Annotated in this window: 19 protein-coding genes; 6 read left to right on the forward strand and 13 right to left on the reverse strand. The window is 69.4% G+C overall.

All coding sequences use genetic code 11. The features are described 5' to 3' along the window. The 3 genes from AC1RU4_RS04250 to cydB all read left to right on the forward strand — a co-directional run. Positions 1 to 708, forward strand: a 708-nt coding sequence (locus AC1RU4_RS04250) for a uracil-DNA glycosylase (RefSeq protein WP_492889785.1), incomplete at its 5' end; no start/stop codon positions are given. A gap of 152 nt (positions 709 to 860) precedes the next feature. After that, positions 861 to 2,273 (forward strand): cytochrome ubiquinol oxidase subunit I, encoded by a 1,413-nt coding sequence (locus AC1RU4_RS04255; protein ID WP_492889786.1) that lies wholly within the window; start codon positions 861 to 863, stop codon positions 2,271 to 2,273. Between the two features lie 21 nt (positions 2,274 to 2,294). Then, positions 2,295 to 3,299: a cytochrome d ubiquinol oxidase subunit II gene (gene cydB / locus AC1RU4_RS04260; RefSeq protein ID WP_492889787.1), complete on the forward strand. Its 1,005-nt coding sequence runs from the start codon at positions 2,295 to 2,297 to the stop codon at positions 3,297 to 3,299. A 47-nt stretch (positions 3,300 to 3,346) separates the two neighbouring features. On the opposite strand, the gene rnhB is transcribed toward cydB, so the two are convergent. Next, positions 3,347 to 3,991 carry a ribonuclease HII gene (rnhB, locus tag AC1RU4_RS04265; RefSeq protein ID WP_492889788.1) on the reverse strand — a complete coding sequence of 215 codons (645 nt, stop codon included), beginning with the start codon at positions 3,989 to 3,991 and terminating at the stop codon, positions 3,347 to 3,349. Between the two features lie 117 nt (positions 3,992 to 4,108). Between rnhB and AC1RU4_RS04270 the strand changes: the two genes are divergently transcribed. After that, positions 4,109 to 4,732 carry a MarC family protein gene (locus AC1RU4_RS04270; RefSeq protein WP_492889789.1) on the forward strand — a complete coding sequence of 208 codons (624 nt, stop codon included), beginning with the start codon at positions 4,109 to 4,111 and terminating at the stop codon, positions 4,730 to 4,732. Positions 4,733 to 5,072: 340 nt separating this feature from the next. Here AC1RU4_RS04270 and groL read toward each other — a convergent pair whose 3' ends face one another. From groL to AC1RU4_RS04290, 4 genes are all read right to left on the reverse strand, one after another. After that, positions 5,073 to 6,710: a chaperonin GroEL gene (groL, locus tag AC1RU4_RS04275; RefSeq protein ID WP_492889790.1), complete on the reverse strand. Its 1,638-nt coding sequence runs from the start codon at positions 6,708 to 6,710 to the stop codon at positions 5,073 to 5,075. 99 nt (positions 6,711 to 6,809) lie between these two features. After that, positions 6,810 to 7,106: a co-chaperone GroES gene (groES, locus tag AC1RU4_RS04280; RefSeq protein WP_213364840.1), complete on the reverse strand. Its 297-nt coding sequence runs from the start codon at positions 7,104 to 7,106 to the stop codon at positions 6,810 to 6,812. A gap of 254 nt (positions 7,107 to 7,360) precedes the next feature. Then, positions 7,361 to 7,849 (reverse strand): phasin, encoded by a 489-nt coding sequence (locus AC1RU4_RS04285; RefSeq protein WP_492889791.1) that lies wholly within the window; start codon positions 7,847 to 7,849, stop codon positions 7,361 to 7,363. 280 nt (positions 7,850 to 8,129) lie between these two features. Next, positions 8,130 to 8,627 carry a phasin family protein gene (locus AC1RU4_RS04290; protein WP_492889792.1) on the reverse strand — a complete coding sequence of 166 codons (498 nt, stop codon included), beginning with the start codon at positions 8,625 to 8,627 and terminating at the stop codon, positions 8,130 to 8,132. Between the two features lie 293 nt (positions 8,628 to 8,920). On the opposite strand from AC1RU4_RS04290, the gene AC1RU4_RS04295 reads away from it, so the two are divergent. Next, a complete protein-coding gene (locus AC1RU4_RS04295) occupies positions 8,921 to 11,926 on the forward strand; it encodes an ATP-binding protein (protein ID WP_492889793.1) in 3,006 nt (1,001 codons plus the stop codon). Between the two features lie 32 nt (positions 11,927 to 11,958). On the opposite strand, the gene AC1RU4_RS04300 is transcribed toward AC1RU4_RS04295, so the two are convergent. Then, complete coding sequence (locus AC1RU4_RS04300; RefSeq protein WP_492889794.1) at positions 11,959 to 13,767, reverse strand: AsmA family protein; 1,809 nt, start codon at positions 13,765 to 13,767, stop codon at positions 11,959 to 11,961. Between the two features lie 244 nt (positions 13,768 to 14,011). On the opposite strand from AC1RU4_RS04300, the gene AC1RU4_RS04305 reads away from it, so the two are divergent. Continuing rightward, positions 14,012 to 15,979 (forward strand): acetoacetate--CoA ligase, encoded by a 1,968-nt coding sequence (locus tag AC1RU4_RS04305; protein ID WP_492889795.1) that lies wholly within the window; start codon positions 14,012 to 14,014, stop codon positions 15,977 to 15,979. A gap of 229 nt (positions 15,980 to 16,208) precedes the next feature. Here the strand turns inward: AC1RU4_RS04305 and AC1RU4_RS04310 are convergent, their stop codons facing one another. From AC1RU4_RS04310 to thrC, 7 genes are all read right to left on the reverse strand, one after another. Then, entirely contained in the window at positions 16,209 to 17,876 is a 1,668-nt protein-coding gene (locus tag AC1RU4_RS04310; RefSeq protein ID WP_492889797.1) for an ABC transporter permease, read from the reverse strand. 79 nt (positions 17,877 to 17,955) lie between these two features. Next, a complete protein-coding gene (locus AC1RU4_RS04315) occupies positions 17,956 to 19,005 on the reverse strand; it encodes an extracellular solute-binding protein (RefSeq protein WP_492889798.1) in 1,050 nt (349 codons plus the stop codon). A 245-nt stretch (positions 19,006 to 19,250) separates the two neighbouring features. After that, positions 19,251 to 19,727, reverse strand: coding sequence for a bacterioferritin (gene bfr, locus AC1RU4_RS04320; RefSeq protein ID WP_492889799.1), 477 nt, complete (start codon positions 19,725 to 19,727; stop codon positions 19,251 to 19,253). 102 nt (positions 19,728 to 19,829) lie between these two features. Further along, positions 19,830 to 20,153, reverse strand: coding sequence for a (2Fe-2S)-binding protein (locus tag AC1RU4_RS04325; RefSeq protein WP_492889800.1), 324 nt, complete (start codon positions 20,151 to 20,153; stop codon positions 19,830 to 19,832). 179 nt (positions 20,154 to 20,332) lie between these two features. Then, positions 20,333 to 20,980, reverse strand: a complete 648-nt coding sequence (locus tag AC1RU4_RS04330; RefSeq protein ID WP_492889801.1) for a GNAT family N-acetyltransferase — start codon at positions 20,978 to 20,980, stop codon at positions 20,333 to 20,335. 22 nt (positions 20,981 to 21,002) lie between these two features. Then, the gene (locus tag AC1RU4_RS04335; RefSeq protein WP_492889802.1) at positions 21,003 to 22,274 is read right to left on the reverse strand and encodes a M16 family metallopeptidase; all 1,272 of its coding nucleotides are present in this window, start codon (positions 22,272 to 22,274) and stop codon (positions 21,003 to 21,005) included. A 23-nt stretch (positions 22,275 to 22,297) separates the two neighbouring features. Next, positions 22,298 to 23,707 (reverse strand): threonine synthase, encoded by a 1,410-nt coding sequence (gene thrC / locus AC1RU4_RS04340; RefSeq protein WP_492889803.1) that lies wholly within the window; start codon positions 23,705 to 23,707, stop codon positions 22,298 to 22,300. Between the last annotated feature and the right edge of the window lie 299 nt (positions 23,708 to 24,006).

Raw genomic sequence — 24,006 nt, forward strand, 5'->3', positions numbered from 1 at the left:
GCTCCGGCGCGGGAGACGCCCTCGCCGCGCGCACCGGCGCCTCCGGCCGCCTTCGCTCCCGCGGCCCCGCCGCCGCCCGACCGGGCCGCCGCCGAAGCACGCGAGGCGGCGGCGACCGCGCCGGATCTCGAAGCGCTGCGTGCATTGCTGGAGCGCTTCGACGGCTGCCCGCTCAAGCACACCGCCACCCGCCTCGTCTTCGCCGACGGCAACCCGCAGGCGCGGCTGATGCTGGTCGGCGAGGCGCCGGGCCGCGACGAGGATATCGAGGGCAAGCCCTTCGTCGGCCGCTCCGGCAAGCTGCTCGACCGCATGCTGGCGGCCATCGGCATCGACCGCACCAAGGCCTATATCGCCAATGTCGTGCCCTGGCGCCCGCCGGGCAACCGCACGCCGACGCCGCAGGAAACCGCCATCTGCCTGCCCTTCATCCGCCGGCAGATCGAGCTCGCCGACCCGGACGTGCTGGTCTGCCTCGGCGGTCCCTCGGCGCAGACGCTGCTCGGCATCCGGGACGGCATCACCAAGGCGCGCGGGCGCTGGGGAGAGTACGATACCGGCACGCGGCGCATCGCGGCGCTGGCGACCTTCCACCCGGCCTATCTGCTGCGCTCGCCGCTCGGCAAGCGCATGGCCTGGCGCGACTTCCTCGCGATCGAGCGCAAGCTGGCCGATCCCCCAGCCGCATCCCCGCCGGCATCCGACTAAAGTCGGCGCGCGGCATCGCGCCGCCGCGACAGCGTGCGCGCTGTCTTTCCTCCGCGAAACCACCGATGTGAGAGTCATTCCATTGTGGCGTGACGGCGCGTAGACTTTCCCCTGGGGGCGCGTCGCCGCCCGCGGATCGACAGGGGCAGCCGATGGATTTCGATCCCGTATTGCTGGCACGCATCCAATTCGCCTTCACGATCTCCTTCCACATCATCTTCCCGAGCTTCACCATCGGCCTCGCCGCCTATATCGCGACGCTGGAAGTGCTGTGGCTGACGACCGGGCGCGAGCATTTCCACCGCATCGCCCGCTTCTACACCAAGATCTTCGCCGTCTCCTTCGGCATGGGCGTGGTGTCGGGCATCGTGCTGTCCTACCAGTTCGGCACCAACTGGAGCCATTTCTCCCGCGTGGTCGGCAATGTGGTCGGCCCGCTGATCGGCTACGAGGTGCTCACCGCCTTCTTCCTGGAGGCGACCTTCCTCGGCATCATGCTGTTCGGCTGGAACCGGGTGCCGAAGGGGCTGCACGTCTTCTCCTCCATCGCGGTGGCGGCCGGCACCAGCCTCTCGGCCTTCTGGATCCTCTCGGCCAACAGCTGGATGCAGACCCCGGCGGGCTATGAGCTGATCGACGGCGTCGCCCATCCCACCGACTGGCTGGCGGCGATCTTCAACCCGAGCTTTCCCTATCGCTTCGCCCATATGGTGACCGCCTGCTACCTCACCACCGCCTTCGTGGTGCTGGCGGTGGGCGCGCGCTACGTCTATGCCGGCCGCTACCCGCAGGACGGCCGCACCATGATGCGCATGGCGCTCGGCCTCATCGCCATCCTCGCGCCGGTCCAGGCCTTTATCGGCGACTCGCACGGCCTCAACACGCTGGAGCACCAGCCGGCCAAGATCGCGGCGGTGGAGGCGAACTGGGGCGGGCATGCGCCGGGCACCGGCGTGCCGCTGGTGGTGTTCGCGATCCCCAACGAGGCGACGGAAAGCAACGATTACGAGATCGCGATCCCGCATCTGGGCAGCCTCATCCTCACCCATAGCTGGACCGGCACCTTTCCCGGCCTCAAGGACTTCCCGCGCGCCGACCGTCCGCCGCTGCTGATCCCGTTCTTCGCCTTCCGCATCATGGTCGGGCTCGGCGTGCTGATGATCGGCATCGGCTGGCTCGGCGCCTTCCTGCTGTGGCGGCGCCGCCTGTTCGAGACCGACTGGTTCCTGTGGCCGTTGCAGCATGTCTGGCCGATCGGCTTCGTCACCGTGCTGTCCGGCTGGTTCGTCACCGAGGTCGGGCGCCAGCCCTGGATCGCCACCGGCATCCTGCGCACCGTGGACGCCGCCTCGCCCGTCGCCGGCTGGGCGGTGGCGACCACGCTGGCGCTGTTCGTCCTCGTCTACGGCATCGTGTTCTCGGGCGGCATCTACTACATCAACCGCCTGATCGTCCGCGGCCCCACCGGCGCCTCCATCGAGACGCCGGACGAAGGCACGCCCGGCCAGCCGCTGTCCTCGGTGCGCGAGGCTGCCCGCGCCGCCATCCAGACCCCGGGGGAGTGAGCCGCGATGATGAGCCTCGGCATGGAATACTACCTCCCCATCGTCTGGGCGCTGCTGCTGGCGGTCGCGATCGCCATGTACGTGGTGCTGGACGGCTTCGATCTCGGCATCGGCATCCTGTTCCCCTTCGCCCGCAGCGAGGTGGAGAAGGACCAGATGATGAACTCGGTCGCCCCGTTCTGGGACGGCAACGAGACCTGGCTGATCCTCGGCGGCGGCGGCCTCTTGGTCGCGTTCCCCCTCGCCTATTCGATCCTGATGCCGGCGCTGTACCTGCCGGTCATCTTCATGCTGCTGGCGCTGGTGTTCCGCGGCGTCGCCTTCGAGTTCCGGCACGTCGCCGACACCAGCCGCTTCCTGTGGAACATCTCCTTCGCCGGCGGATCGACGCTCGCGGCCTTCTTCCAGGGCGTGCTGCTGGGCGGCTTCGTGCAGGGCGTCAAGGTGGCGGACAACGCCTTCGCCGGCGGCCCGCTCGACTGGGCGACGCCGTTCGCGCTGCTCTGCGGCTTCGGCGTGGTCGGCGGCTATGCGCTGATCGGCAGCGCCTGGCTGATCATGAAGACCGACGGTGCCGCGCAGGCCCGCGCCCGCGCCCATGCGAAGCTGCTGCTGCCGGCGGTGCTGGTCTTCATGGGGCTGGTGAGCCTGTGGACGCCGATCGCCTTCCCGCGCATCGCCGAGCGCTGGTTCAGCCTGCCGAACCTCTATTATCTGGCGCCGGTGCCGGTGGTGACGCTCGCCCTCGCCTTCGGCGTGTGGCGCTGGCTGGAGCGCGGCCACGAGCACCTGCCCTTCCTCGGGGTGATCGGCCTGTTCCTGCTCGGCTATGCCGGCATCGGCATCTCGATCTTCCCGCACCTCGTGCCGCCGACGCTCGACGTGTGGCAGGTGGCGGCGGCGCCGGCGAGCCAGGTGTTCATGCTCATCGGCACGGTGTTCATGCTGCCGGTGATCCTCGGCTATACCGCCTTCGTCTACTGGCTGTTCCGCGGCAAGGTGTGCGAGGGCCACGGCTACCACTGAAGCGGCGGCCGCCACTGAAACATGGCGGGCACCGGACCGCCGGCGGCCTATTCCGCCGCGTCCCGCGCGAGGCGCAGCCGGATCGGCGCGAAGGTGGCGCGGTGGTGCCGACAGGCGCCGAGCCGTTCCAGCGCCTCGCTGTGCTGGGCGGTGCCGTAGCCCATGTGCTGCTCGAAGCCGTAGCCGGGATGCTGCCGGCCGAGCCCGCCCATCAGCCGGTCGCGCGTCACCTTGGCGACGATGGAGGCGGCGGCGATCGAGGCGACCAGCCCGTCGCCGCCGATGATCGCCTGGGCGGCGCAGCGCACCTCCGGCACGTCGCGCCCGTCCACCAGCAGCAGCCGCGGCAGGCGCGGCAGGCCCTCGGCCGCCCTGGCCAGCGCCCACAAGGTGGCCTTGCGGATATCGGTGGCATCGATGCGCGCCGGCGGGGCGAAGGCGAGCGACACCTCCGCCGTCGCGCAGATGATCTCGTACAGCGCCTCGCGCCGTGCCGCGCTGAGCTTCTTGGAATCGTCGAGCCCGGCCGGCACCCGCGCCGGATCGAGGATCACCGCCGCGGCGACCACCGGCCCGGCCCAGGGCCCGCGGCCGACCTCGTCGGCACCGGCGACGGGCACCTCGCCCGCCGCCCAGGCGGCCTGCTCGCGGGTGAAATCTGGCGCGATGCGAAGGGTCGGTCGGGTGTTCATTTTCGATAATGATTCGTCGCGGGATGGATTGTGCGCCGCGACCATGCGTCTCTATGCTGCCGCGCGCAATGCCGCCCTGCCTGTCGGCGCCGGACGGCGCCTCGATGGGATTGAGACATGAACTGGTCGGAGCGGCTGCAGGAATTCGTGACGCTGTGGGTGGTGATCGACCCGCTCGGCACGCTGCCGGTCTTCCTCGCGGTCACCGCCGGCATGGAAGCCGCCCATCGGCGCAAGACGGCGCTGCTGTCGATCGCCATCGCGTTCGGCGTGATGATCTTCTTCGCGGTTGCCGGCCACTGGCTGCTCAGCGCGATGGACGTGTCGATCGAGTCGTTCCAGATCGCCGGCGGCATCGTGCTGTTCCTGTTCGCGCTGAGCATGATCCATGGCGGCGGCCACGGCGACGCGCATCCCCAGATCGACACCAACCCGCTCGATATCGCCATCTACCCGCTGGCGATCCCGTCCATCGCCAGCCCGGGCGCCATGCTGGCGGCGGTGGTGCTGTCGGACGACGCGCGGCACGATTTCCCCGACCGCATGCTGACGCTGGCCACGATCAGCGCGGTGCTGCTGGTCACGCTCGTCATCCTGCTGGCGGCGGGGATGCTGTCGCGGGTGATCGGGCGCGGCGGCGGCTCGATCATCAGCCGGGTGATGGGCATGATCCTCGCCGCACTCGCCATCGACCTCATCCTCAGCGCCGCCTCCAAATGGCTGAACCTGCCGCCGATCTGACGGCTCGGGGCCGGATGACGGGGTGACAGCCGCAACGGCCCGGAACGAAAAAGGCGCGGCTTTCGCCGCGCCCTTCTGTATTTCAAGAGCCGATGGGCTTGGATCAGAAATCCATGCCGCCACCGAAGCCGGGCCTGCCCGGCTTCGGTCCCGACCGATCCGCGTGGGCGGAGCGGATTTCCTCAGAAATCCATGCCGCCACCGAAGCCGGGCCTGCCCGGCTTCGGTCCCGACCGATCCGTGTGGGCGGAGCGGATTTCCTCAGAAATCCATGCCGCCACTGAAGCCGGGCCTGCCCGGCTTCGGTCCCGACCGATCCGCGTGGGCGGAGTGGATTTCCTCAGAAATCCATGCCGCCCATGCCGCCGCCCGGCATGGCGGGGGCCGACGAGCCCGACTTCGGCAGATCGGCGACCATGGCTTCGGTGGTGATCAGCAGGCCGGCCACCGAGGCGGCGTCCTGCAGCGCGGTGCGCACGACCTTGGCCGGGTCGACGATGCCGGCCGCGATCATGTCGACGAACTCTTCGGTCTGGGCGTTGAAGCCGAAGTTCTGGTCCTTCGATTCCTGCACCTTGCCGACCACGATCGAGCCTTCCACGCCGGCATTCTCGGCGATCTGGCGGATCGGCGACTCGAGCGCCTTCAGCACGATCTTGATGCCGGCCTGGATGTCCGGGTTCTCGGAGGTCAGCTTCTCGACCGCCTTCTTGGCGCGCAGCAGGGCGATGCCGCCGCCCGGCACGATGCCTTCCTGAACCGCGGCGCGGGTCGCGTTGAGCGCGTCGTCGATGCGGTCCTTCTTTTCCTTCACCTCGATCTCGGTGGCGCCGCCGACGCGAATCACCGCGACGCCGCCCGCCAGCTTGGCCAGGCGCTCCTGCAGCTTCTCGCGGTCGTAGTCCGAGGAGGTCTCCTCGATCTGCGCCTTGATCTGCGCCACGCGGCCCTCGATGTCCTTCTTCTTGCCGGCGCCGTCGACGACGGTGGTCTTTTCCTTCTCGATGATCACCTTCTTGGCGCGGCCGAGCATGTTGAGCCCGACGCTCTCAAGCTTGATGCCGAGTTCTTCGGAGATGACCTGGCCGGCGGTGAGGATGGCGATGTCCTCGAGCATGGCCTTGCGACGGTCGCCGAAGCCCGGCGCCTTCACGGCCGCGACCTTGAGGCCGCCGCGCAGCTTGTTGACGACCAGCGTGGCCAGGGCCTCGCCCTCGACGTCCTCGGCGATGATGAGCAGCGGCTTGCCCGACTGCACCACGGCCTCGAGGACCGGGAGGATCGGCTGCAGGCCGGAGAGCTTCTTGTCGAAGATCAGGAAGTACGGATCGTCGAGCTCGACGACCATCTTCTCGGCATTGGTGACGAAATAGGGCGAGAGATAGCCGCGGTCGAACTGCATGCCCTCGACCACTTCGAGCTCGGTCTCGGCGGTCTTGGCTTCCTCGACGGTGATGACACCCTCGTTGCCGACCTTCTGCATCGCGCCGGCGATCATCTCGCCGATCGACACGTCGCCATTGGCGGAGATGGTGCCGACCTGGGCGACTTCGTCGGTGGACTTCACCTTCTTGGCGCGCTTGACGATGTCCTTGATCGCCTCGGCGGCGGCGAGGTCGATGCCGCGCTTCAGGTCCATCGGGTTCATGCCGGCGGCCACCGACTTCGCGCCCTCACGCACGATCGCCTGGGCCAGCACGGTGGCGGTGGTGGTGCCGTCGCCGGCGAGGTCGTTGGTCTTCGAGGCCACTTCGCGCACCATCTGGGCGCCCATGTTCTCGAACTTGTCCTCGAGCTCGATCTCCTTGGCGACGGTGACGCCGTCCTTGGTGATGCGGGGCGCGCCGAAGCTCTTGTCGATGACAACGTTGCGGCCCTTCGGACCCAGCGTCACCTTCACCGCATTGGCGAGGATGTCGACGCCGCGCAGCATCTTGTCGCGCGCTTCGACCGAGAATTTAACTTCCTTGGCAGCCATGAGGCTCACTCCTGAATTGTGTCGGATCCGGCCGTCGCGCGCGGTCAGCCTCGAGGGCGGCGCGGGGACAGCCGGTCGCGCGGGCTCGTGCGGCTCAGATCAGCCGACGATGCCCATGACGTCGGATTCCTTCATGATGAGGTAATCGACGCCGTCGAGCTTCACCTCGGTGCCGGACCACTTGCCGAACAGCACGCGGTCGCCGGCCTTGACGTCGAGCGGGACGAGCTTGCCGGCTTCGTCGCGAGCGCCGGGGCCGACGGAGACGACTTCGCCCTGCGAGGGCTTTTCCTTGGCGCTGTCGGGGATGATGATCCCGCCGGCGGTCTTCTCTTCGGCGTCGATGCGCTTCACCACGATGCGATCGTGCAGGGGACGGAATTTCAGCTTGGCCATCGGTGATCCTCGGCTATTCCTCTATGGCGCCGGCATGGCGCCCGGTGGGCAGGCCGGCTGGCACTCAGGGCAAGCGAGTGCCAAAGCCGCTGCCGAGATAGGCAGGCCGCATGGCGGAGTCAAGGCGAGGATCCGGGTAGGGTATGCGAAATTCCGCCGGACGGGAAATCGTCAGGCGCAAGCGCCGGCGCACGCACGAAAAACCCGGCCTGCGGGGGCAGGCCGGGTTTTGAGGGCCGGAGCGGTGGAGACGCTCAGGAAGCCTTCTTCATGTTCTTCTCGACCGAGGCCTTGATCGGCTCGGCGGTCTCGGAAGCGACCTTCTGGGCGAGGACCGAGAGATCCTTGGCCTGGGCGGAGAGCACGTCGAACTGCTTGCGCAGGTGGCCGGTGGAGAGCTCCACCGCCTCGGACAGGCTCTTGGTGCCGAGCAGGGCGCTGAAATAGTCGAAGGTCGCGTTCACGTTGGTGCGCAGGGATTCCAGCGCCATCGTGTTGTATTCGGCGACGCCCTTGGAGGCGGTCGAATAGGTGTCCTCGAGGAGGTCGGTGGTTTCCTCGGCGCTGGACTTCATCTTCTCATAGGCGTCGCGGGCGCTCTGGACGCTCTTCTCGGCCATTTCGCGCACGGCGGCGGGCACTTCGAGATTGGGCATTTCCATCTTCGGCAGGGCCGACTCGAAAGCGGCGGCGGCGGCCTTGACGGTCTTCTTCGGGGTGGGGGTAGCAGCGGCCTCGGTCATGGGTTTCTCCTCGCGTTCACGGGTGCTGATGAAAGTTGCCCGGTCCGGCCGAAGCGCGGATCGGGAACGGCGCTCGGAAAACGCGAACGGGATCGCCTGATCACCGCCCTTTCCGACTTCGCATCATTTAATTGTGCATTGCAATATCATATTGCAATGCACAATCAAGCTGCCTCGGAAGATTTTTTCTCGTCCCGCCGGACGCGCGGCTTCCCGATGGCCCGCGCGTGCGCCGACATATCAAACCGCGTGCGCGCGAAAATGTTGCGCCACCCGCTCATCAACGCCGCCCGCCCGGCGAGCGCTTGACCGGCGACGGCTTGGCGGCCGAGGCTTTGGCAGTCGAGGCTTTGGCAGTCGAGGCTTTGGCGGCCGAGGCTTTGGCGGCAGAAGGCTTGGCCGCGGCCTTCCCCGCTGCCGCGACGCCGGCCTGGGAAAGCGTGCGCGCCTGCTCGGACAGGCGCTGGGCCTGCTCGGTCACGAATTCGGCGTGCAACCGGTTCCATTGCTCCAGCGACGGCGCGCGGGCGAGCCGCGCGGCAAAGTCGAAGGCGGCGGCGATATTGGTCTCGGCGAAGTCGACCGTGGTGCGCCCGATGTCGCGGGCATTCTGCTGCGCCTCGTCCATTCGCTGCTCGACGTCGCTCAGCGCCTTGTGGGCGGCGCCGAACATCCCGTCTATGGCGGACCTGGCCTGGTCCACCCCCTTCTCGGCGAAGTTCCGCAACTCGTTCGGAATGTCCAGCTTAGGGTCGTCCAGTTTGGGATCCTGGGCCATGGCGCGCCTCCCGATGGATTGATCTTATGATAGTGGGGCGCAGCCTGCTGTCTATTCGTAGCCTCGCCTACGACTAAAGTATGTGATGCACTGCAAAAGGCAATCGGAAACCGCGCGGATGGCGTGGTCGCATCCGGTTAACCGCGAAACGCGAAGGTGACCGCGCGGCAGCCTCGCGCCATGGCGTGGCGGCAAGGCTCGCCTTATGATCCGGGCCGTGGACGTGCTCCGGCCGCAGCCGAAGGCGCGTCGCCATTTCTCTCGATCCCGCATGGGGCGGATAGTCTGGGTTCATGAGCACACCGACCGACGGACATGACGCGGCGGGCGCCGGCGATCCGGGCGGCATCGGCGCCCTGCCCGATGCATCGCACCCGCTCGCCGCCGATGCCCGCGTGGCCGGGGCGCTTGCCGCCGATCTCCGCGTGGTCGAGGCGCTTGCCGCCTCGGCGCCGGCGCTGCTGGTCGATGCCGCCGGCCGCGTGCTCGCCGCCAATGCCGCCGGGCGCGCTTTGGTCGGAGCCCCGTCTTCGCCATCGCTGGCGCGCGATCTCGCCGGGCTCGTCGCCCGCAGCGTGGCGGCGCGCGGCGCCCGTAGCCCGCGGCTGGAGCGCCTGCGGCTGCCCGCCCGCCTCACGCCCGTCACCCTCGCCTGCACGCTGATCGCCGGCGGCAGCCAGCGCGCCGTGCTGCTGGTCAGCCTCGATGCGGTCGCCGCCGGCGCGCCCCGGCCGGCCGCCCCGGCCGCGGCATCCCGGCCGGACCCCGTCGAACCGCCCCTCCTGGCGGCGCCACTTCGGGAGCCGGCCCGGACCGGTCCTCCCGCTCCCGCGGCGCCGACGGACATGCCCGCCGCGCCGCTGGCGCCGGCTCCGGCGCTGCGCTTCACCTGGCACGCCTCGGCCGAGGGCCGGCTCGGCCCGGTCGACGAGCGGCTTGGCACCCTGCTCGGCCGTCCGGCCGGCGAGATCGCCGGGCGCAGCTGGGCCGAGCTCGGCGCCCCCGAGGCGCATCGCGCCGTCACCGCCGGGGCGAGCTTCGCGCATCTGCCGGTGCGGTTGCCGAGCGCGCTCGGCGACGCCCTGCAGGTCGAGCTCGGCGGCGCGCCGCTGCGCGAGGGCGGCATGCGCGGCTTCGGCGTGGTAAAGGGCCGGGTGATGCACGCCGCCCCGCCGCAATCCCTCGGCCCTGCACAGCCCCTCGCCACCGGGCCCGCCGCCCGCCAGACGGTGGCGGCCGAGCCGACCAAAGCCGCCGACCTTCCGCCTGCCGACGAGGCACCTGCCGCGCAGGCGCCGCCCGCTGCTCCCCTGTCCGCCGCCCCCGCGCCGGCGGCCCCGACAATGCCGGCCGTCACCCTGCCGCCCGAGCGTGCGCCGGAGCTGCCGCGCCCGACGCTCAGCCTCGTGCCTCCGATCCCGAATGTCGTGCCGTTGCGCGCCGGCGAGAACGGGCGCGGCGACGCCGCCCGCACCTCGTGGGAGGGCCTGTCGACCGGCGAGCGCAATGCCTTCCGCGAGATCGCCCGCGCCCTCGGCGCCCGCATTGAGGGAATGGACCCCGACCTGCCGGCCGATATCCCCGCCGCGGAAATCCCGGCTCCTGCAATCCCGGCCCCGGAAATCCCGGCCGCTTCAACCCCGCCCGTGGCATCCCCTGCCGCCGAAGCCCCGGCGGCTCGGCCTCCGGCAGGCGACGACGACGTTCCGCCGGCCGTCGTGCTGGTCCCCGATGCCGGGGCGACGGCGCCCTCCACGCTTGCGCCCGCCGAACCCGTCCCGCCCGCCGAACCCGCCGCGCCGCGCCGGGCCGAAGGCCTGCGCCGCGTCGTCGGCGAGGGAGAGCGCCCGGTGCTCGACCGGCTGCCGGTCGGCCTCGTCGCCTATCGCGGCGACCGGCTGCTCTATGCCAATCGCGCGCTGCTGGACTGGACCGGCTATGCCGACACCCGCGCCCTGCAGGCGGCCGGCGGCCTTTCCGCGCTGTTCGACGGCGCCGGCGAGGGCGAGGACGGCGGCATGCTCGCCATCCGCCCGCGCGCGGGCAACCCCATCGCCGTCGAGGCGCGGCTGATGTCGGCGCCCTGGGACGGCAACCCGGCCATGCTCTATCTGCTGCGCCGCCTCGGCGGGGTGGCGGACGAGCGGCTGCGCCAGGCCGAGCTCGCGCTGCGCCAGTCCGAGGCCACCGCCCGCGAATTGCGCTCCATCCTCGACACCGCCACCGACGGCGTGGTGCTGATCGACCAGGCCGGCATCATCCTCAGCATGAACCGCCCGGCCGAGGCGCTGTTCGGCTTCGATTCCGCCGAGGTGCAGGGCGAGGCCTTCACCCTTCTCTTCGCACCGGAGAGCCAGCGCGCCGCCGTCGACTATCTCGACGGCCTCGCCTCCAACGGCGTCGCCAGCGTGCTGAACGACGGGCGCGAGGTGATCGGCCGGGTGCGCGAGGGCGGGCTGATCCCGCTGTTCATGACGGTCGGGCGCGTCGGCGAGGATTCGACCAAGTTCTGCGCCGTGCTGCGCGACATCACCCAGTGGAAGCGCGCCGAGGAGGAGCTCACCGAGGCCAAGCGCCTCGCCGAGCGCGCCAATCTCGCCAAGTCCGACTTCCTCGCCAAGATCAGCCACGAGATCCGCACGCCGCTCAACGCCATTATCGGCTTCTCGGAAGTGATGATGGAGGAGCGCTTCGGCGCCATCGAGAACCAGCGCTACCGCGACTATCTGCGCGACATCCACGCCTCGGGCGGCCACCTGATCTCGCTGATCAACGACCTCCTGGACCTCTCCAAGATCGAGGCCGGCAAGCTCGATTTGTCCTTCACCAGCGTGGCGCTCAACGAGATCGTGCAGCAATGCATGGCGATCATGCAGCCGCAGGCCAATCGCGAGCGCATCATCATCCGCTCCTCGCTGGCCGCCGACCTGCCGCCGGTGGTGGCGGATGCGCGCTCGATCCGCCAGATCGTGCTGAACCTCGTCTCCAACTCGATCAAGTTCACCCGGCCGGGCGGCCAGGTGATCCTGTCGACGGCGCTCACCGCCGACAGCGAGATCGTGCTCCGGGTGCGCGACACCGGCATCGGCATGTCGGAATCCGACATCGCCATCGCCATGGAGCCGTTCCGCCAGCTCGCGACCTCGGGACGTTCGGGCTCCGGCGGCACCGGGCTCGGCCTGCCGCTCACCAAGGCGCTCGCCGAGGCCAACCGCGCCTCCTTCGCCATCCGCAGCGCGGTGGATTCCGGCACCATGGTCGAGATCACCTTCCCCTCGACACGGGTGCTCGCGGAATAGTGCTCGCGGAATAGGTCAGTGCGCCGGGACGCTCACGGCGTCGGCGCCAGGATGCCGGTCGCCTCCATCCGCGGGCCGAAGAGCGGGCGCGCCGCGCCGGAGCGGCGGATCAGCGCCTGCGGGTCGGGCAGCAGCAGCGGATCGTCCCAGGGGCCGCGCACCACGAAGGGCAGGTCGAACGGGCTCGCCGTGCCGCTGGCATCCTTCAGCTGGGCGGTGCCGGCGAGATCGAGGTCGCGCGCTTCCAGCGACGCCGTGCCGGTCATGCGCACCGCCAGCCGCGCGCTGTCGATGGAGAGCGAGGCGAGGCTGGCAATGCCGGCCTTGATGGTCGCCTCGGCGAGGATGCTGTCGAAAGCGGTACGCCCACCGCGCAGGTTGCCGACGCCGGAGAGCGGGCGCTGCGCCAGCCGGGTGAGAATGCGCCCGGCGTCGATGCCGACCAGCGCCCCGTCGGCGCCGTCGAGCCGGAAATTGCCGTCGAGGCTGCCGAGAATGCCGGCGATGCTGGCGCCGGTGCCGGCAGCGACCAGGCGGAACGAGCCGGTCCCCTCCAGCCGCTGGGTGCGGAAGATGTCGCCGAGCGCCTGGGCGAGCGCCACGTCCTCGCAGGCGATCTCGACACGCACATCGGCGGCGTTGCCGGAGGCGGCCGGCGCCACCTGGGCGGAGGCGCGGAAAATGCCGTTCCAGCCCTCGGCCTCGCCGATGGCGAGCGACAGCCGTCCGCCCTTCACCACCGCGCTGGCGGCAAGGCGCTGCAGGCGGGTGCCGCCCGCCCGCACCTCGCCGGCCGACAGCCGCAGGTCGAGGTCGAACCGCCGCAGCTTCTGCGTCTGGATCGGGTCGCGGCTCCAGTCGCTGCCGTCCGGCGCCGCCAGGACGAGCTGGCCATAGGGGGTCAGGTCGAGCGAGCCGGCGGCCAGCGAGCCCTGCACCTGCGGGCGTCCGCCGTCGAGCCGCAGGTTGAAGCCGCCCTCGCTGACATTGCCGTCGAGTTCGAGCCGCACCCGGCTCAGCGAGGCCGCCTGCCCGGAATAGAGCATGTCCGCCTTGAGCGCGAACGGGCCGAAGCCGCCCTCGGTCGGCGCGTCGAGCCCCAGCCATTCCAGCGTCGCGCGGGCCGAGCGCGAGGCGGCGTAGATCGCCCCCTCGGCGGAAAGCCCGCCGGCGAAGCCGAAGCTGCCCTCATAGGACAGGTCGCCGGCCGGGCTGGCGGCGGAGGCGCGCAGCCGGGCGCTGCGTCCCTGCGCCAGCGCGCCCAGCTGCGAGAAGGCGATGTCGACATCCATCGGCTCGTCGCGCCAGATCAGCCGTCCGTCGAGCACCAGCCCGCTGCCGCCGCGCCAGCCGATATTGGCGTCGACCTTCGCCGTGACCGCCGCGTCGCCGTCGGCATCGACGAGGCGCAGCGTGCCGTCCACCACCCGCACCGCGGCGCCGATCGGCTCGGCGCCGACCCGGCGCAGCAGCCCGGCGAGCATGTCGGTGCCCGGCACATTGTCGGTGAGGGTGAGGACCGGGCGGGTCAGCACGATATGGTCGGCGCGCGCGGTGCCGGTAAGCATCGGCAACAGGTCGAGCACGATGCGCAGGCCGGGGACCGAGAGGGTGGTGCCGCCCTCGCTGCCGACCTTCAGGCCGTCGACTTCCAGCGAGGGCCAGGGCAGCACGGCGAATCGCACATTGCCGACAATGGCCGCGTCCATGCCGGTCGCGGCGCGGACCAGCGCATGCGCCTCGGTGCGCAGCCGCTGTTCCGACGCGAGCTTGGGGGCCAGTGCGGCGGCAATCAGGACCAGAACGATGGGCAGCAGCAGGATTGCAAGCAGTTTTCTCATCGAGTGTCGCCACAACCCCCGTCGGCATGCTGCGTCGTGCACCTGCCCGTTGAACCAGCCCGACGGCCTGCCCCGCCTGTCAGCGACCGATCCGCGAATTGGCATAAAAACCAATTGCCAGCATCCTGCAACATCCTGTCTGTCTGTGTCTGTTTCATGGCCTGACAACCGGTAGGCTCGGCGCTATGAATTCGCCGGGGCGCGCCAAGATCGCCCATGGGAAGCCTGGGGAGGAATGAACTCGATGAGTGCGGGCAACGAAACGCCGCTATGGACGCCGAGCGAGGAGCGCGTCGCGCGCACCGCCATCGTCTCCTTCATCCGCACCGTCAACGAACGCCACGGCACCAGCCTAGCGGATTATCGCGACCTGCACGCCTGGTCGATCGCCGAGCCGGCCGCCTTCTGGGAGGCGATCTGGGATCTCGGCGACGTCATCGGCGAGCGCACCGGGCCCAGCCTCGTCGACGGCGACAGGATGCCCGGCGCGATGTTCTTTCCCGAGGCCCAGCTCAACTACGCCGAGAACCTGCTGCGCCCGCGCGACCCGCTGAGCCTCGCCATCGTGTTCCGCGGCGAGGACAAGGCCGAGTGGCGCATGAGCTTCGGCGAGCTCAACTCGCTGGTCTCCCGCCTGCAGCAGGCGATGCGCGCCGCCGGAATCGGCGTCGGCGACCGGGTGGCGGCGACCATGCCGAACATGCCGGAAACCATCGCCATCATGCTGGCGGCCACCTCGCTCGGCGCCATCTTCTCCTCCTGCTCGCCGGATTTCGGCGAGCGCGGCATTCTCGACCGCTTCAGCCAGATCGCGCCCAAGCTGTATTTCGCCTGCGACGGCTACTGGTACAACGGCAAGCAGGTGCCGATCGGCGACAAGCTGCACGCCGTGGTGCCGCATCTGCCCAGCGTGTCGGCGACCGTGGTGGTCCCCTATCTCGGCGAGGCGGAAACGGTGGCCGGCTTCCTGCCGAACGGGGTGTCGCTCGACGGCTTCCTCGCGCCCTTCGCGCCGGCGCCGCTGGAATTCACCCCGGTGCCGTTCAACCATCCGGTGTTCATCCTGTTCTCCTCCGGCACCACCGGGGTGCCGAAATGCATCGTGCATGGCGGCGGCGGCACGCTGCTCCAGCACATCAAGGAGCACCGGCTGCACTGCGACCTCGATCCGGGCGACCGGCTGTTCTACTTCACCACCTGCGGCTGGATGATGTGGAACTGGCTGGTGTCCGGCCTCGCCAGCGGCCTCACGCTGTGCCTGTTCGACGGCTCGCCCTTCGCCCCGACCCCCTCGGTGCTGTTCGACTATGCCGAGAAGGAAGGCTTCGCGCTGTTCGGCACCTCGGCGAAATACATCGATTCGCTGCGCAAGGAGGGGCTGCGCCCGGCCGACACCCACGACCTGTCGCGGCTGAAGGCGCTCACCTCCACTGGCTCGCCGCTGGCGCCGGCGGATTTCGCCTATGTCTATGAGGCGATCAAGCCGGACCTGCACCTCGCCTCGATTTCCGGCGGCACCGATATCGTCTCCTGCTTCGTGCTCGGCGATCCCACGTCGCCGGTCTACAAGGGCGAGATCCAGGCCCCCGGCCTCGGCATGGCGATCGAGGTGTGGTCGGACGACGGCAAGCCGATTGTCGGCGAGCGCGGCGAGCTGGTCTGCACCCGGCCGTTCCCCTGCATGCCGGTGATGTTCTGGAACGACCCGGAGGGCGCCAAGTACCGCGCCGCCTATTTCGAGCGCTTCCCGAACGTCTGGTGCCATGGCGACTTCGCCGAATGGACCGCGCATGGCGGCATCGTCATCCATGGCCGCTCCGACGCGACGCTGAACCCGCAGGGCGTGCGCATCGGCACCGCCGAGATCTATGCCCAGGCCGAGCAGGTGCCGGAGATCGTCGAGGCCATCGCCATCGGCCAGGAATGGGACAATGACGTGCGCGTCGTCCTCTTCGTGCGGCTGAAGGCCGGCACGGCGCTCGACGCCGATCTGGAAAAGCGCATCAAGACCCAGATCCGCACCGGCGCCAGCCCGCGCCATGTGCCGGCGAAGATCGTCGCGGTGGCGGATATTCCGCGCACCCGCTCCGGCAAGATCACCGAGCTCGCCGTGCGCGAGGTGGTGCATGGCAGGCCGGTGAAGAACACCGACGCGCTCGCCAACCCGGAATCGCTGGAGCTCTACCGCGACCTGCCGGAACTGGCGTCCTGATCCGGCAGAGCCGCAGCCTGCTCCCTCTCCCCGTCGGAGAGAGGGATGGGATGAGGGGCTTTTTGCCGGCCGTCATTGTTCGGGAAGGCTCCCCAGACGTCTACCGTCGCGCGCCCTCACCGACCCGCGGAGCCTGTCCTCGGGCTCGCCGTAGGCGAGACCCGTGGGCGGGCCACCTCCCCCCAAATGAGGAGAGGAAGGTGGACGAGTTCAACATCTTCTCGCGGCCTCACCCCGCCCGCGGCCGCGACAGCCGCGCCAGCAGGATCACCGGCACCAGCCCGACCAGCACGATGAGCAGGGCGGCGAGCGCGCCGTCCTCGTAGGAGCCGCGCGCGGCCTCGCCATAGACCTGGCTCGCCAGCGTCTCGAAATTGAGCGGGCGCAGCATCAGCGTCGCCGGCAGTTCCTTCATGCAGTCGACGAAGACCAGCAGCGCCGCGGTGCCGAGCGCCGGGCGCAGCAGCGGCAGGTGGATGCGCTTCACCACCCCGCCCGGCCCCTCGCCGAGGCCGCGCGCGGCCATGTCGAGCGTCATGCCGACCTTCTCGTAGCCGGTCTCCAGCGAGCCGACCGGAATCGCCAGGAAGCGGATGACATAGGCGATGACCAGCGCCGCGCCGGAGCCGGACAGGATCAGCCCGGTCGCCGGCCCGCCGAGCGAGCGCACCGTCGAGGAGACGAGATTGTCGAAGCCGGCCAGCGGCACCAGCAGCCCGACCGCCAGCACGGTGCCGGGCACCGCATAGCCGAGGGCGGCGACGCGCAGCAGCCGCGTCGAGCGCACCGTGCCGGTGCGGGCGGCGATCGCCAGCAGCAGCCCGCAGCCGAGCGCCAGCGCCGTGCCGATCAGCGCGAACAGCGCGGTATTGATCGTCTCCTGCACCAGCGTCTCCGGCAGGCCGCGGAACATGAAGCGCCCATAGGCGGCGTGGACGAGATGGCCGGCCGGCATCAGGAAGCCGAAGATCACCGGCACGAGGCAGGCGAGCACGGCCATCGCCGCCGCCCCGGCGGAAAGCTGGCGGCGCATCGGCGGGCGGGCGCGGGCGCCGATGGCGGCGTGGCTGATATGGCGCCGGCCCCAGCGCTCCAGCATCACCAGCCCGATCATGATCAGCAGCATGAACAGCGCGATCTGCGCCGCCCCCGGCAGGCTGGAGCGGTTCAGCCAGGTCGAATAGATCGACAGCGTCAGCGTCTGCACGCCGAGGAATTCCGAGGCGCCGATATCGTTCACCGTCTCCATCAGCGCCAGCGTCACCCCCACCGCGATGGCCGGGCGGGCGAGCGGCAGCGCGATGCGAAAGAAGGTGCCCGTCGCGCCATGGCCGAGCGTGCGCGCCGCATCGAGCGCCGAGGCGGTCTGCACCAGGAAGGCCGCACGGGCCGGCAGGTAGACGTAAGGGTACAGCACGAAGCCGAGCAGCACGATGCAGCCCGGCAGCGTGCGCACCTCCGGCAGCCACAGGTCGCGCGGGCTGGTCATGCCCAGCAGCGCCCGGATCAGGGTGGGGATCGGCCCCAGCGGATGCACCGCGTCGACATAGACGAAGGCCTGGATATAGGTCGGGATCGCCAGCGGCAGCAGCAGCGCCCATTCGAACAGGCCGCGGCCGGGAAACCGGCACACCGCCACCAGCCAGGCGGTGCCGGTGCCGATGGTGCCGGCGATCAGCCCGACGCCGAGCACCAGCAGCGCGGTGTCGGTAATGGCGACCGGCAGCACGTTGCGCAGGATATGCGGCCACAGGTCGCCGGTGCTCTGCGCGGCGGTGGCGACCAGCGCGGCGAGCGGCAGCAGCACCAGCGCCGCCACGGCGAACGCACCGGCGCGCACCAGCCGTCCGGGCATGCCGGCAATGCCGGATACGCGGCTCGGCCTGTAGGTCGCCATCGAACTCAACGCCACCGAACGGATCGCCTCAACGAGAGCGGAAGGAGCGGGGCGGCGCGTGCCGCCCCTGCCCGTGTCGTCAATTGTCGAAGCCGACCTTGTCGACGAGATCGGCGGCGGCCTTGCGGGCGGCGGCGATCTTGGCGAGGTCGATCGTATCCGGCTTCAGCGTGCCGAGGGCGGCGATGATCGGGTCGACCGGCACGCCGGCGACGACGGGATACTCGTAATTCGCCTGCGCATAGACGTCCTGCGCCTCATGCGAGACCAGGAATTCGAGCAGCTTGGCGGCATTCGCCTTGTTCGGCGCGCTCTTGGCCACCGAGACGCCGGAGACGTTCACATTGGTGCCGCCGCCCGCGAAGGTCGGCAGGACCACGTTGATCGCGTCGCCCCATTTCTGCTGGTCCGGGCCGCCCTTGCCCGAGCGCATCAGGCCGACATAGTAGGAATTGCCCACGCCGATGTCGCAGATGCCGCCGAGGATGTCGCGGGCATTCTCGCGGTCGCCGCCGGCCGGCTTGCGGGCGAGATTGGCCTTGACGCCCTTCAGCCATTCCTCGGCCTTGGCCTCGCCGTGATGCACGATATAGGCGGCGATGAGCGCGGTATTGTAGGGGTGCTTGCCCGAGCGGATGCACAGCTTGCCCTTCCATTCGGGCGCCGCCAGGTCCTCATAGGTGATGGCGGTGAGCTTGGTGCGGTCGTTGGAGGCATAGACCACGCGCGCGCGCATCGAGACGGCGAACCACTCGCCATCGGCGCCGCGCAGATTGGCCGGGATCGCCTTTTCCAGCACCTCGGACTTCAGCGGCTGGGTGACGCCCTGGTCGACGAGGTCGAGCAGGTTGCCGATGTCGACGGTCATCAGCACGTCGGCCGGCGAGGCGGCGCCTTCCGCCTTCACGCGCTCGGCGAGCCCGTCCTTCACGAAGACGGTGTTCACCTTGATGCCGGTCTTCTCGATGAAGGCGTCGAATACCGGCTTGGCGAGTGCCGGCTCGCGGGTGGTGTAGACATTCACCACCTCTTCCGCCGCCGCGGCGAACGGGGCGAAGGCAGCGGTGGCGGCGACGAGGCCGCCCAGAATCGTGCGCCGCGCCACGGCGCCGGCCGAATGCTTCGTCATGCGTGAATCCTCCTCTCGGGTCCGACCGCCGGTTACCGACGACAGCCACCGGACGATGCGGAGGGCCCCTGCGCAGGTGCCGTAGAAGAGGGGTTACGGTAGGTCAATCAAAAGATGAGTGATATCAATTATTTATAGTGATTCCAACTTGGTGTCGTTCTAATCTCGCCGGTATCCGGCTGCACGAAAAAGGCCGGTCTCGCGACCGGCCCCTTGTCGTCACGCGGCGTCGGACGCCGACGGCCTCACCCTAGCTCGCCGATATGGTGCTGGGCGTAGAGTTGCACGCCGAGCCGGCCGATGAGGTCGAGCTGGGTCTCCAGGAAGTCGATATGGCCTTCCTCGTCCGCCATCAGCTCCTTGAACAGGTCGCGGCTGGGATAATCGCGCACCTCGGCGCAATAGGCGGCGGCCTCCTGATAGAGCGCGCGAGCCTCGATCTCGGCGGCGAGATCGCACTCGATCACTTCCTTGATGTCCTGGCCGATCCGCAGCGGGTCGAGCACCTGCAGGTTGGGGAAGCCTTCGAGGAACAGGATGCGGTCGACGAACTTGTCGGCGTGCTGCATCTCCTCGATCGATTCGGCGCGCCACTTGGCAGCCAGCTTCTTGAAGCCCCAGTTGTCGAGCATGCGGTAATGCAGCCAGTACTGGTTGATCGCCGTCAGTTCCGACCGCAGGCCGCGATTGAGATATTCGATGACTTTGGAATCGCCCTTCATGGCCTCGCCTCTTTCGATGTTCAGGCGAGCTTTTTAGAATTATTCCAATCGGATGACAAGCCGGGATCCCGCCTCAAACCGCTGGCAATCGGGGGAAAAAGGCTATTCGGCCGCCAGGAGGTCGGCAAAGTCGGCGCCTGCATGCGGCGCGGCGTCGGCATGCGCGGGGGCGGGGGCAGTGGCATGAGAATGGGCATGGGAATGCGCCGCATGGCCGGCGGCCGGGCATTCCAGCGGGCAGGCGCCGCAGGCCGGGCCGTTGATGTCGTCGATCAGCTTGCGGATGGTGCGGGCGCAGCGGCCGCATTGCGGGCTGCAGCCGAGGCAACGATAGACCTGACCAGCGGTGCGCACGCTCGAATCGGGGTCTGCGATGGCAGCACGGACCTGCCTGTCGGACAGCACATTGCAGGAACACACAATCATCGAGCGGCGGAACCAAGTGACGCTGTCTTTAGAATTATTCTAAATTTCAGCTTGTACTTAATTCCTTGCGCTATTCAGCCGCGCCGTCAATCGGGAAAACCCGATCGGGCGATCATATGGACGAATATTCATCTTCGTTAGCCAGTAGTTTTTAGGACTTCTAGACAAGAAGCGTGCGTTCAGATCTCGCGATCACCACCGATGGTGTGTACCAGCGTCGGGCGTGCCGCCCCCGGCGCCGGCGCGACCGGATCGCTGGAGAGCCGCGCGAACAGCAGGTGGTCCTGCCACACGCCGTTGATGCACAGATATTCCCGACCGTAGCCCTCGCGGCGGAAGCCGACCCGCTGCAGCAGCCGGATCGAGGGCGCGTTGTTCGGCAGGCAGGCCGCCTCGATGCGCCTCAGGCCGAGCGTGCCATGCGCATAGGGCAGCAGCGCCCGCACCGCGGCGGTCATGTAGCCCTTGCCGGCATGGGTCGCGCCCATCCAGTAGCCGAGGCTGGCGGTCTGGGTCACGCCGCGCCGGACATTCGACAGCGACAGGCCGCCGAGCAGCGCGCGGTCGGCGGCGCGGAACACCAGGAAGGGATAGGCGCTGTCCTCCTTCAGGTCGCGGGCATAGCGGCGCATGCGGCGGCGGAACGAGCCGCGCGTCAGGTCATGCGCCGGCCACAGCGGCTCCCAGGGGGCGAGGAAGCTGCGGCTCTCCTCGCGCAGCGCCGACCAGGCGGCGAAATCGGCCATCTGCGGCATGCGCAGCACCACGCCTTCGCCTTCGATCAGCGAAGGCGGTTCCGGCCAGGAGACGCTGCGGAACAAGGCCATGGAGGGTCGACGGAGCGAGAGGTCAGACAGACCCCAGACGTTCGGCGAAGCGCGCCGCGGATTCAAGGGGCTTTGAAGGCCCCAGCGCCGCGAAGGTCGGCTTGCCGCCGGTGAGCAGCCGCCGTCCGGCCGCCCGTGCATCGTCCAGCGTCACCGCCTCGACCTTGCCGACGATCTCCTCCAGCGGGATCGGCCGGCCGAAGGCCAGCATCTGCCGCGCCAGCTGGTCGGCCCGCGCGCCGGAGCTTTCGAGCGCCGCCAGCAGCCCGACCTTGGCCTGCGCCTTGGAGCGGGCGAGCTCCACCTCGGTCAGGCTTTCCGTGGTCTCGGCAATCTGGTCGATCACCATGTTGACCAGTTCGCCGAGGTCGCCGGCATCGGTGCCGGCATAGACGCCGAACAGGCCGGTATCGCCATAGCCCCAGTGGAAGGAATAGACCGCATAGCAGAGCCCGCGCTTCTCCCGCACCTCCTGGAACAGCCGCGAGGACATGCCGCCGCCGAGAATGTTGGTGAACACCTGCAGGGCATGGATGCCGGGGTCGCGATAGGACACCCCTTCGAGCCCCAGCAGCACATGCGCCTGTTCGAGGTCGCGCCCGCCGCCGATCTCGGTGCCGCCGCGGTAGTGCCCCTCGGCGGGCACCGGCTTGTCGCCCTTCGGCAGGCCGCCGAGCCGCCTGCCGGCCTCCTCCACCAGCGCGTCGTGGTCGACCGCGCCGGCGCCGGCGACGATCATCCGGCCGGCACGGTAGTTGCGGTCGAGATAGGTGCGCAGGCTGCCGGGCCCGAAGGAGCGCACCGTCTGCGGCGTGCCGAGGATCGAGCGGCCGATCGGCTGGCCGGGGAAGGCCCGCTCCTGGAACAGGTCGAACACCAGGTCGTCGGGCGTATCGGCCGCGGCGCCGATCTCCTGCACGATCACATTGTGCTCGCGCGTCAGCTCCTCGGGGTCGAAGGCCGGCTCGGTGAGGATGTCGGACAGCACGTCGAGCGCCAGCGGCATGTCCTCGCCCAGCACCCGCGCGTGATAGGCGGTGTGCTCGACGCTGGTGGCGGCGTTGATGTCGCCGCCCACCGCCTCGATCTCCTCGGCGATGGCGCGGGCCGAGCGGCGTCTCGTGCCCTTGAACGCCATGTGCTCCAGCAGGTGCGAGATGCCGTGCTCGTCCGCCGCCTCGTCGCGCGAGCCGGCCCCCGCCCAGATGCCGAGCGAGGCGGTGGCGAGGTGCGGCATGGCGTCGGTGACGACGGTGAGGCCGTTGTCGAGCGTGGTGATGCGAGGTTCGTTCATGTGTCCAATGCTCATGCCGCTGCTCATGCCGCGTCCGCGCGGATGCGCGCATGCGCCTCGATATAGGCGCGGATCGCCGCGATGTCGTTCGGCAGGGTCGGGGTGCGCTCGGGGCGCTCCATGAGGTCGGCGAGGTGCGGCGGCAGCGCCGGGCGCTCGCCGCAGGCCTTCTCCACCGCGTCGGGGAACTTGGCGGGATGCGCGGTGGAGAGCACCACCTGCGGCACCTTGGGGTCGTGCGCGATCTTCTCGGCTACCGCCACGGCGACGGCGGTGTGCGGATCGATGAGGTAGCCGGTCTCGCGGCGCACCCGCGCGATGGTCCCGGCGGTCTCGCCCTCGTCGGCGCGGCCGGCATCGAAATCGGCGCGGATCGCCTTCATCGCCTCGTTGCTCGGCGAGAAGGCGCCGGACTGCGCCAGCGAGGCCATCAGCCCGCGCAGCGCCCCGGCGTCGCGGCCGAGCACGTCGAACAGCAGCCGCTCGAAATTCGACGACACCTGGATGTCCATCGAGGGCGAGGAGGACGGCACCACGCCGGTCACCTCGTAGCGCCCGCTCGACAGCGTGCGGGCGAGGATGTCGTTCACATTGGTGGCGATGGTGAGCCTGGAGACCGGCAGGCCCATCTGCTTGGCGACATAGCCGGCCAGCACGTCGCCGAAATTGCCGGTCGGCACCACGAAGGAGACCGGGCGATGGGGCGCCCCCAGCGCTACGCCGGCGACGAAATAATACACCACCTGCGCGACGATGCGGGCCCAGTTGATCGAGTTCACCCCGGCGAGCGCCATGTCGTCTCGGAAGCGGTGGTCGTTGAACAGCGCCTTCACATGCGCCTGGCAGTCGTCGAACGTGCCGTCGACGGCGATGGCGTGGACATTGGCGTCCGCCACCGTGGTCATCTGCCGGCGCTGCACCTCGGACACGCGCCCGGTCGGATACAGGATGAACACATCGGTGCGCGCCCGGCCGCGGAACGCCTCGATGGCGGCGCTGCCGGTATCGCCGGAGGTGGCGCCGACGATGGTGGCGCGGGCGTCCCGCTCGGTCAGCACATGGTCCATCATGCGGCCGAGCAGCTGCATGGCGACGTCCTTGAACGCCAGCGTCGGGCCGTGGAACAGCTCCAGCACGAAGCGGTTCGGCGCGATCTGGACGAGCGGCGTCGTCGCCGGATGGCGGAAGCCGGCATAGGCCTGCTGCAGCATCGGCGCCAGCACCGCGGGGGCGAAGGCGGTGTCGACGAAGGGCGCGATCACCCGGCCCGCCACCTCGGCATAGGAATGGCCCGCCAGCCGCGCGATGTCGGCCGGCGCCATCGCCGGATAGGCCTCGGGCACATAGAGCCCGCCGTCGCGGGCGAGCCCGGCCAGCAGCGCGTCGGAAAAGGCGAGCGCCGGCGCTTCGCCGCGTGTCGAGATGTAGCGCACGGATCGCGCCTCCGCTTGAAGAGGTCGGGCAGGACCGGATCGCCGGCCCCGTGCCGGAAAGCGCCGCAACCTAGTGGCGGCGCGGTCCATAGGCAAGCATGTCGAGATCCGTCCTGCCGACGCCGCCGTCTCGCCACCTCCCACGGATAGCCGGCATGGTTGCGTCGACCTCCCGCGTCCCTCAAAGCTCGCTACGCTCGCTCCTCAGGATGACGGGGTTCTTTTCGAAGCAAGTCAAAAAAACCTTCGTCATGCTGAGGAGCGGGGTATCACCCCGCGTCTCGAAGCACGCACGCCCC

It is taken from the genome of Ancylobacter sp. GW821-FHT10E12 (assembly GCF_058809335.1).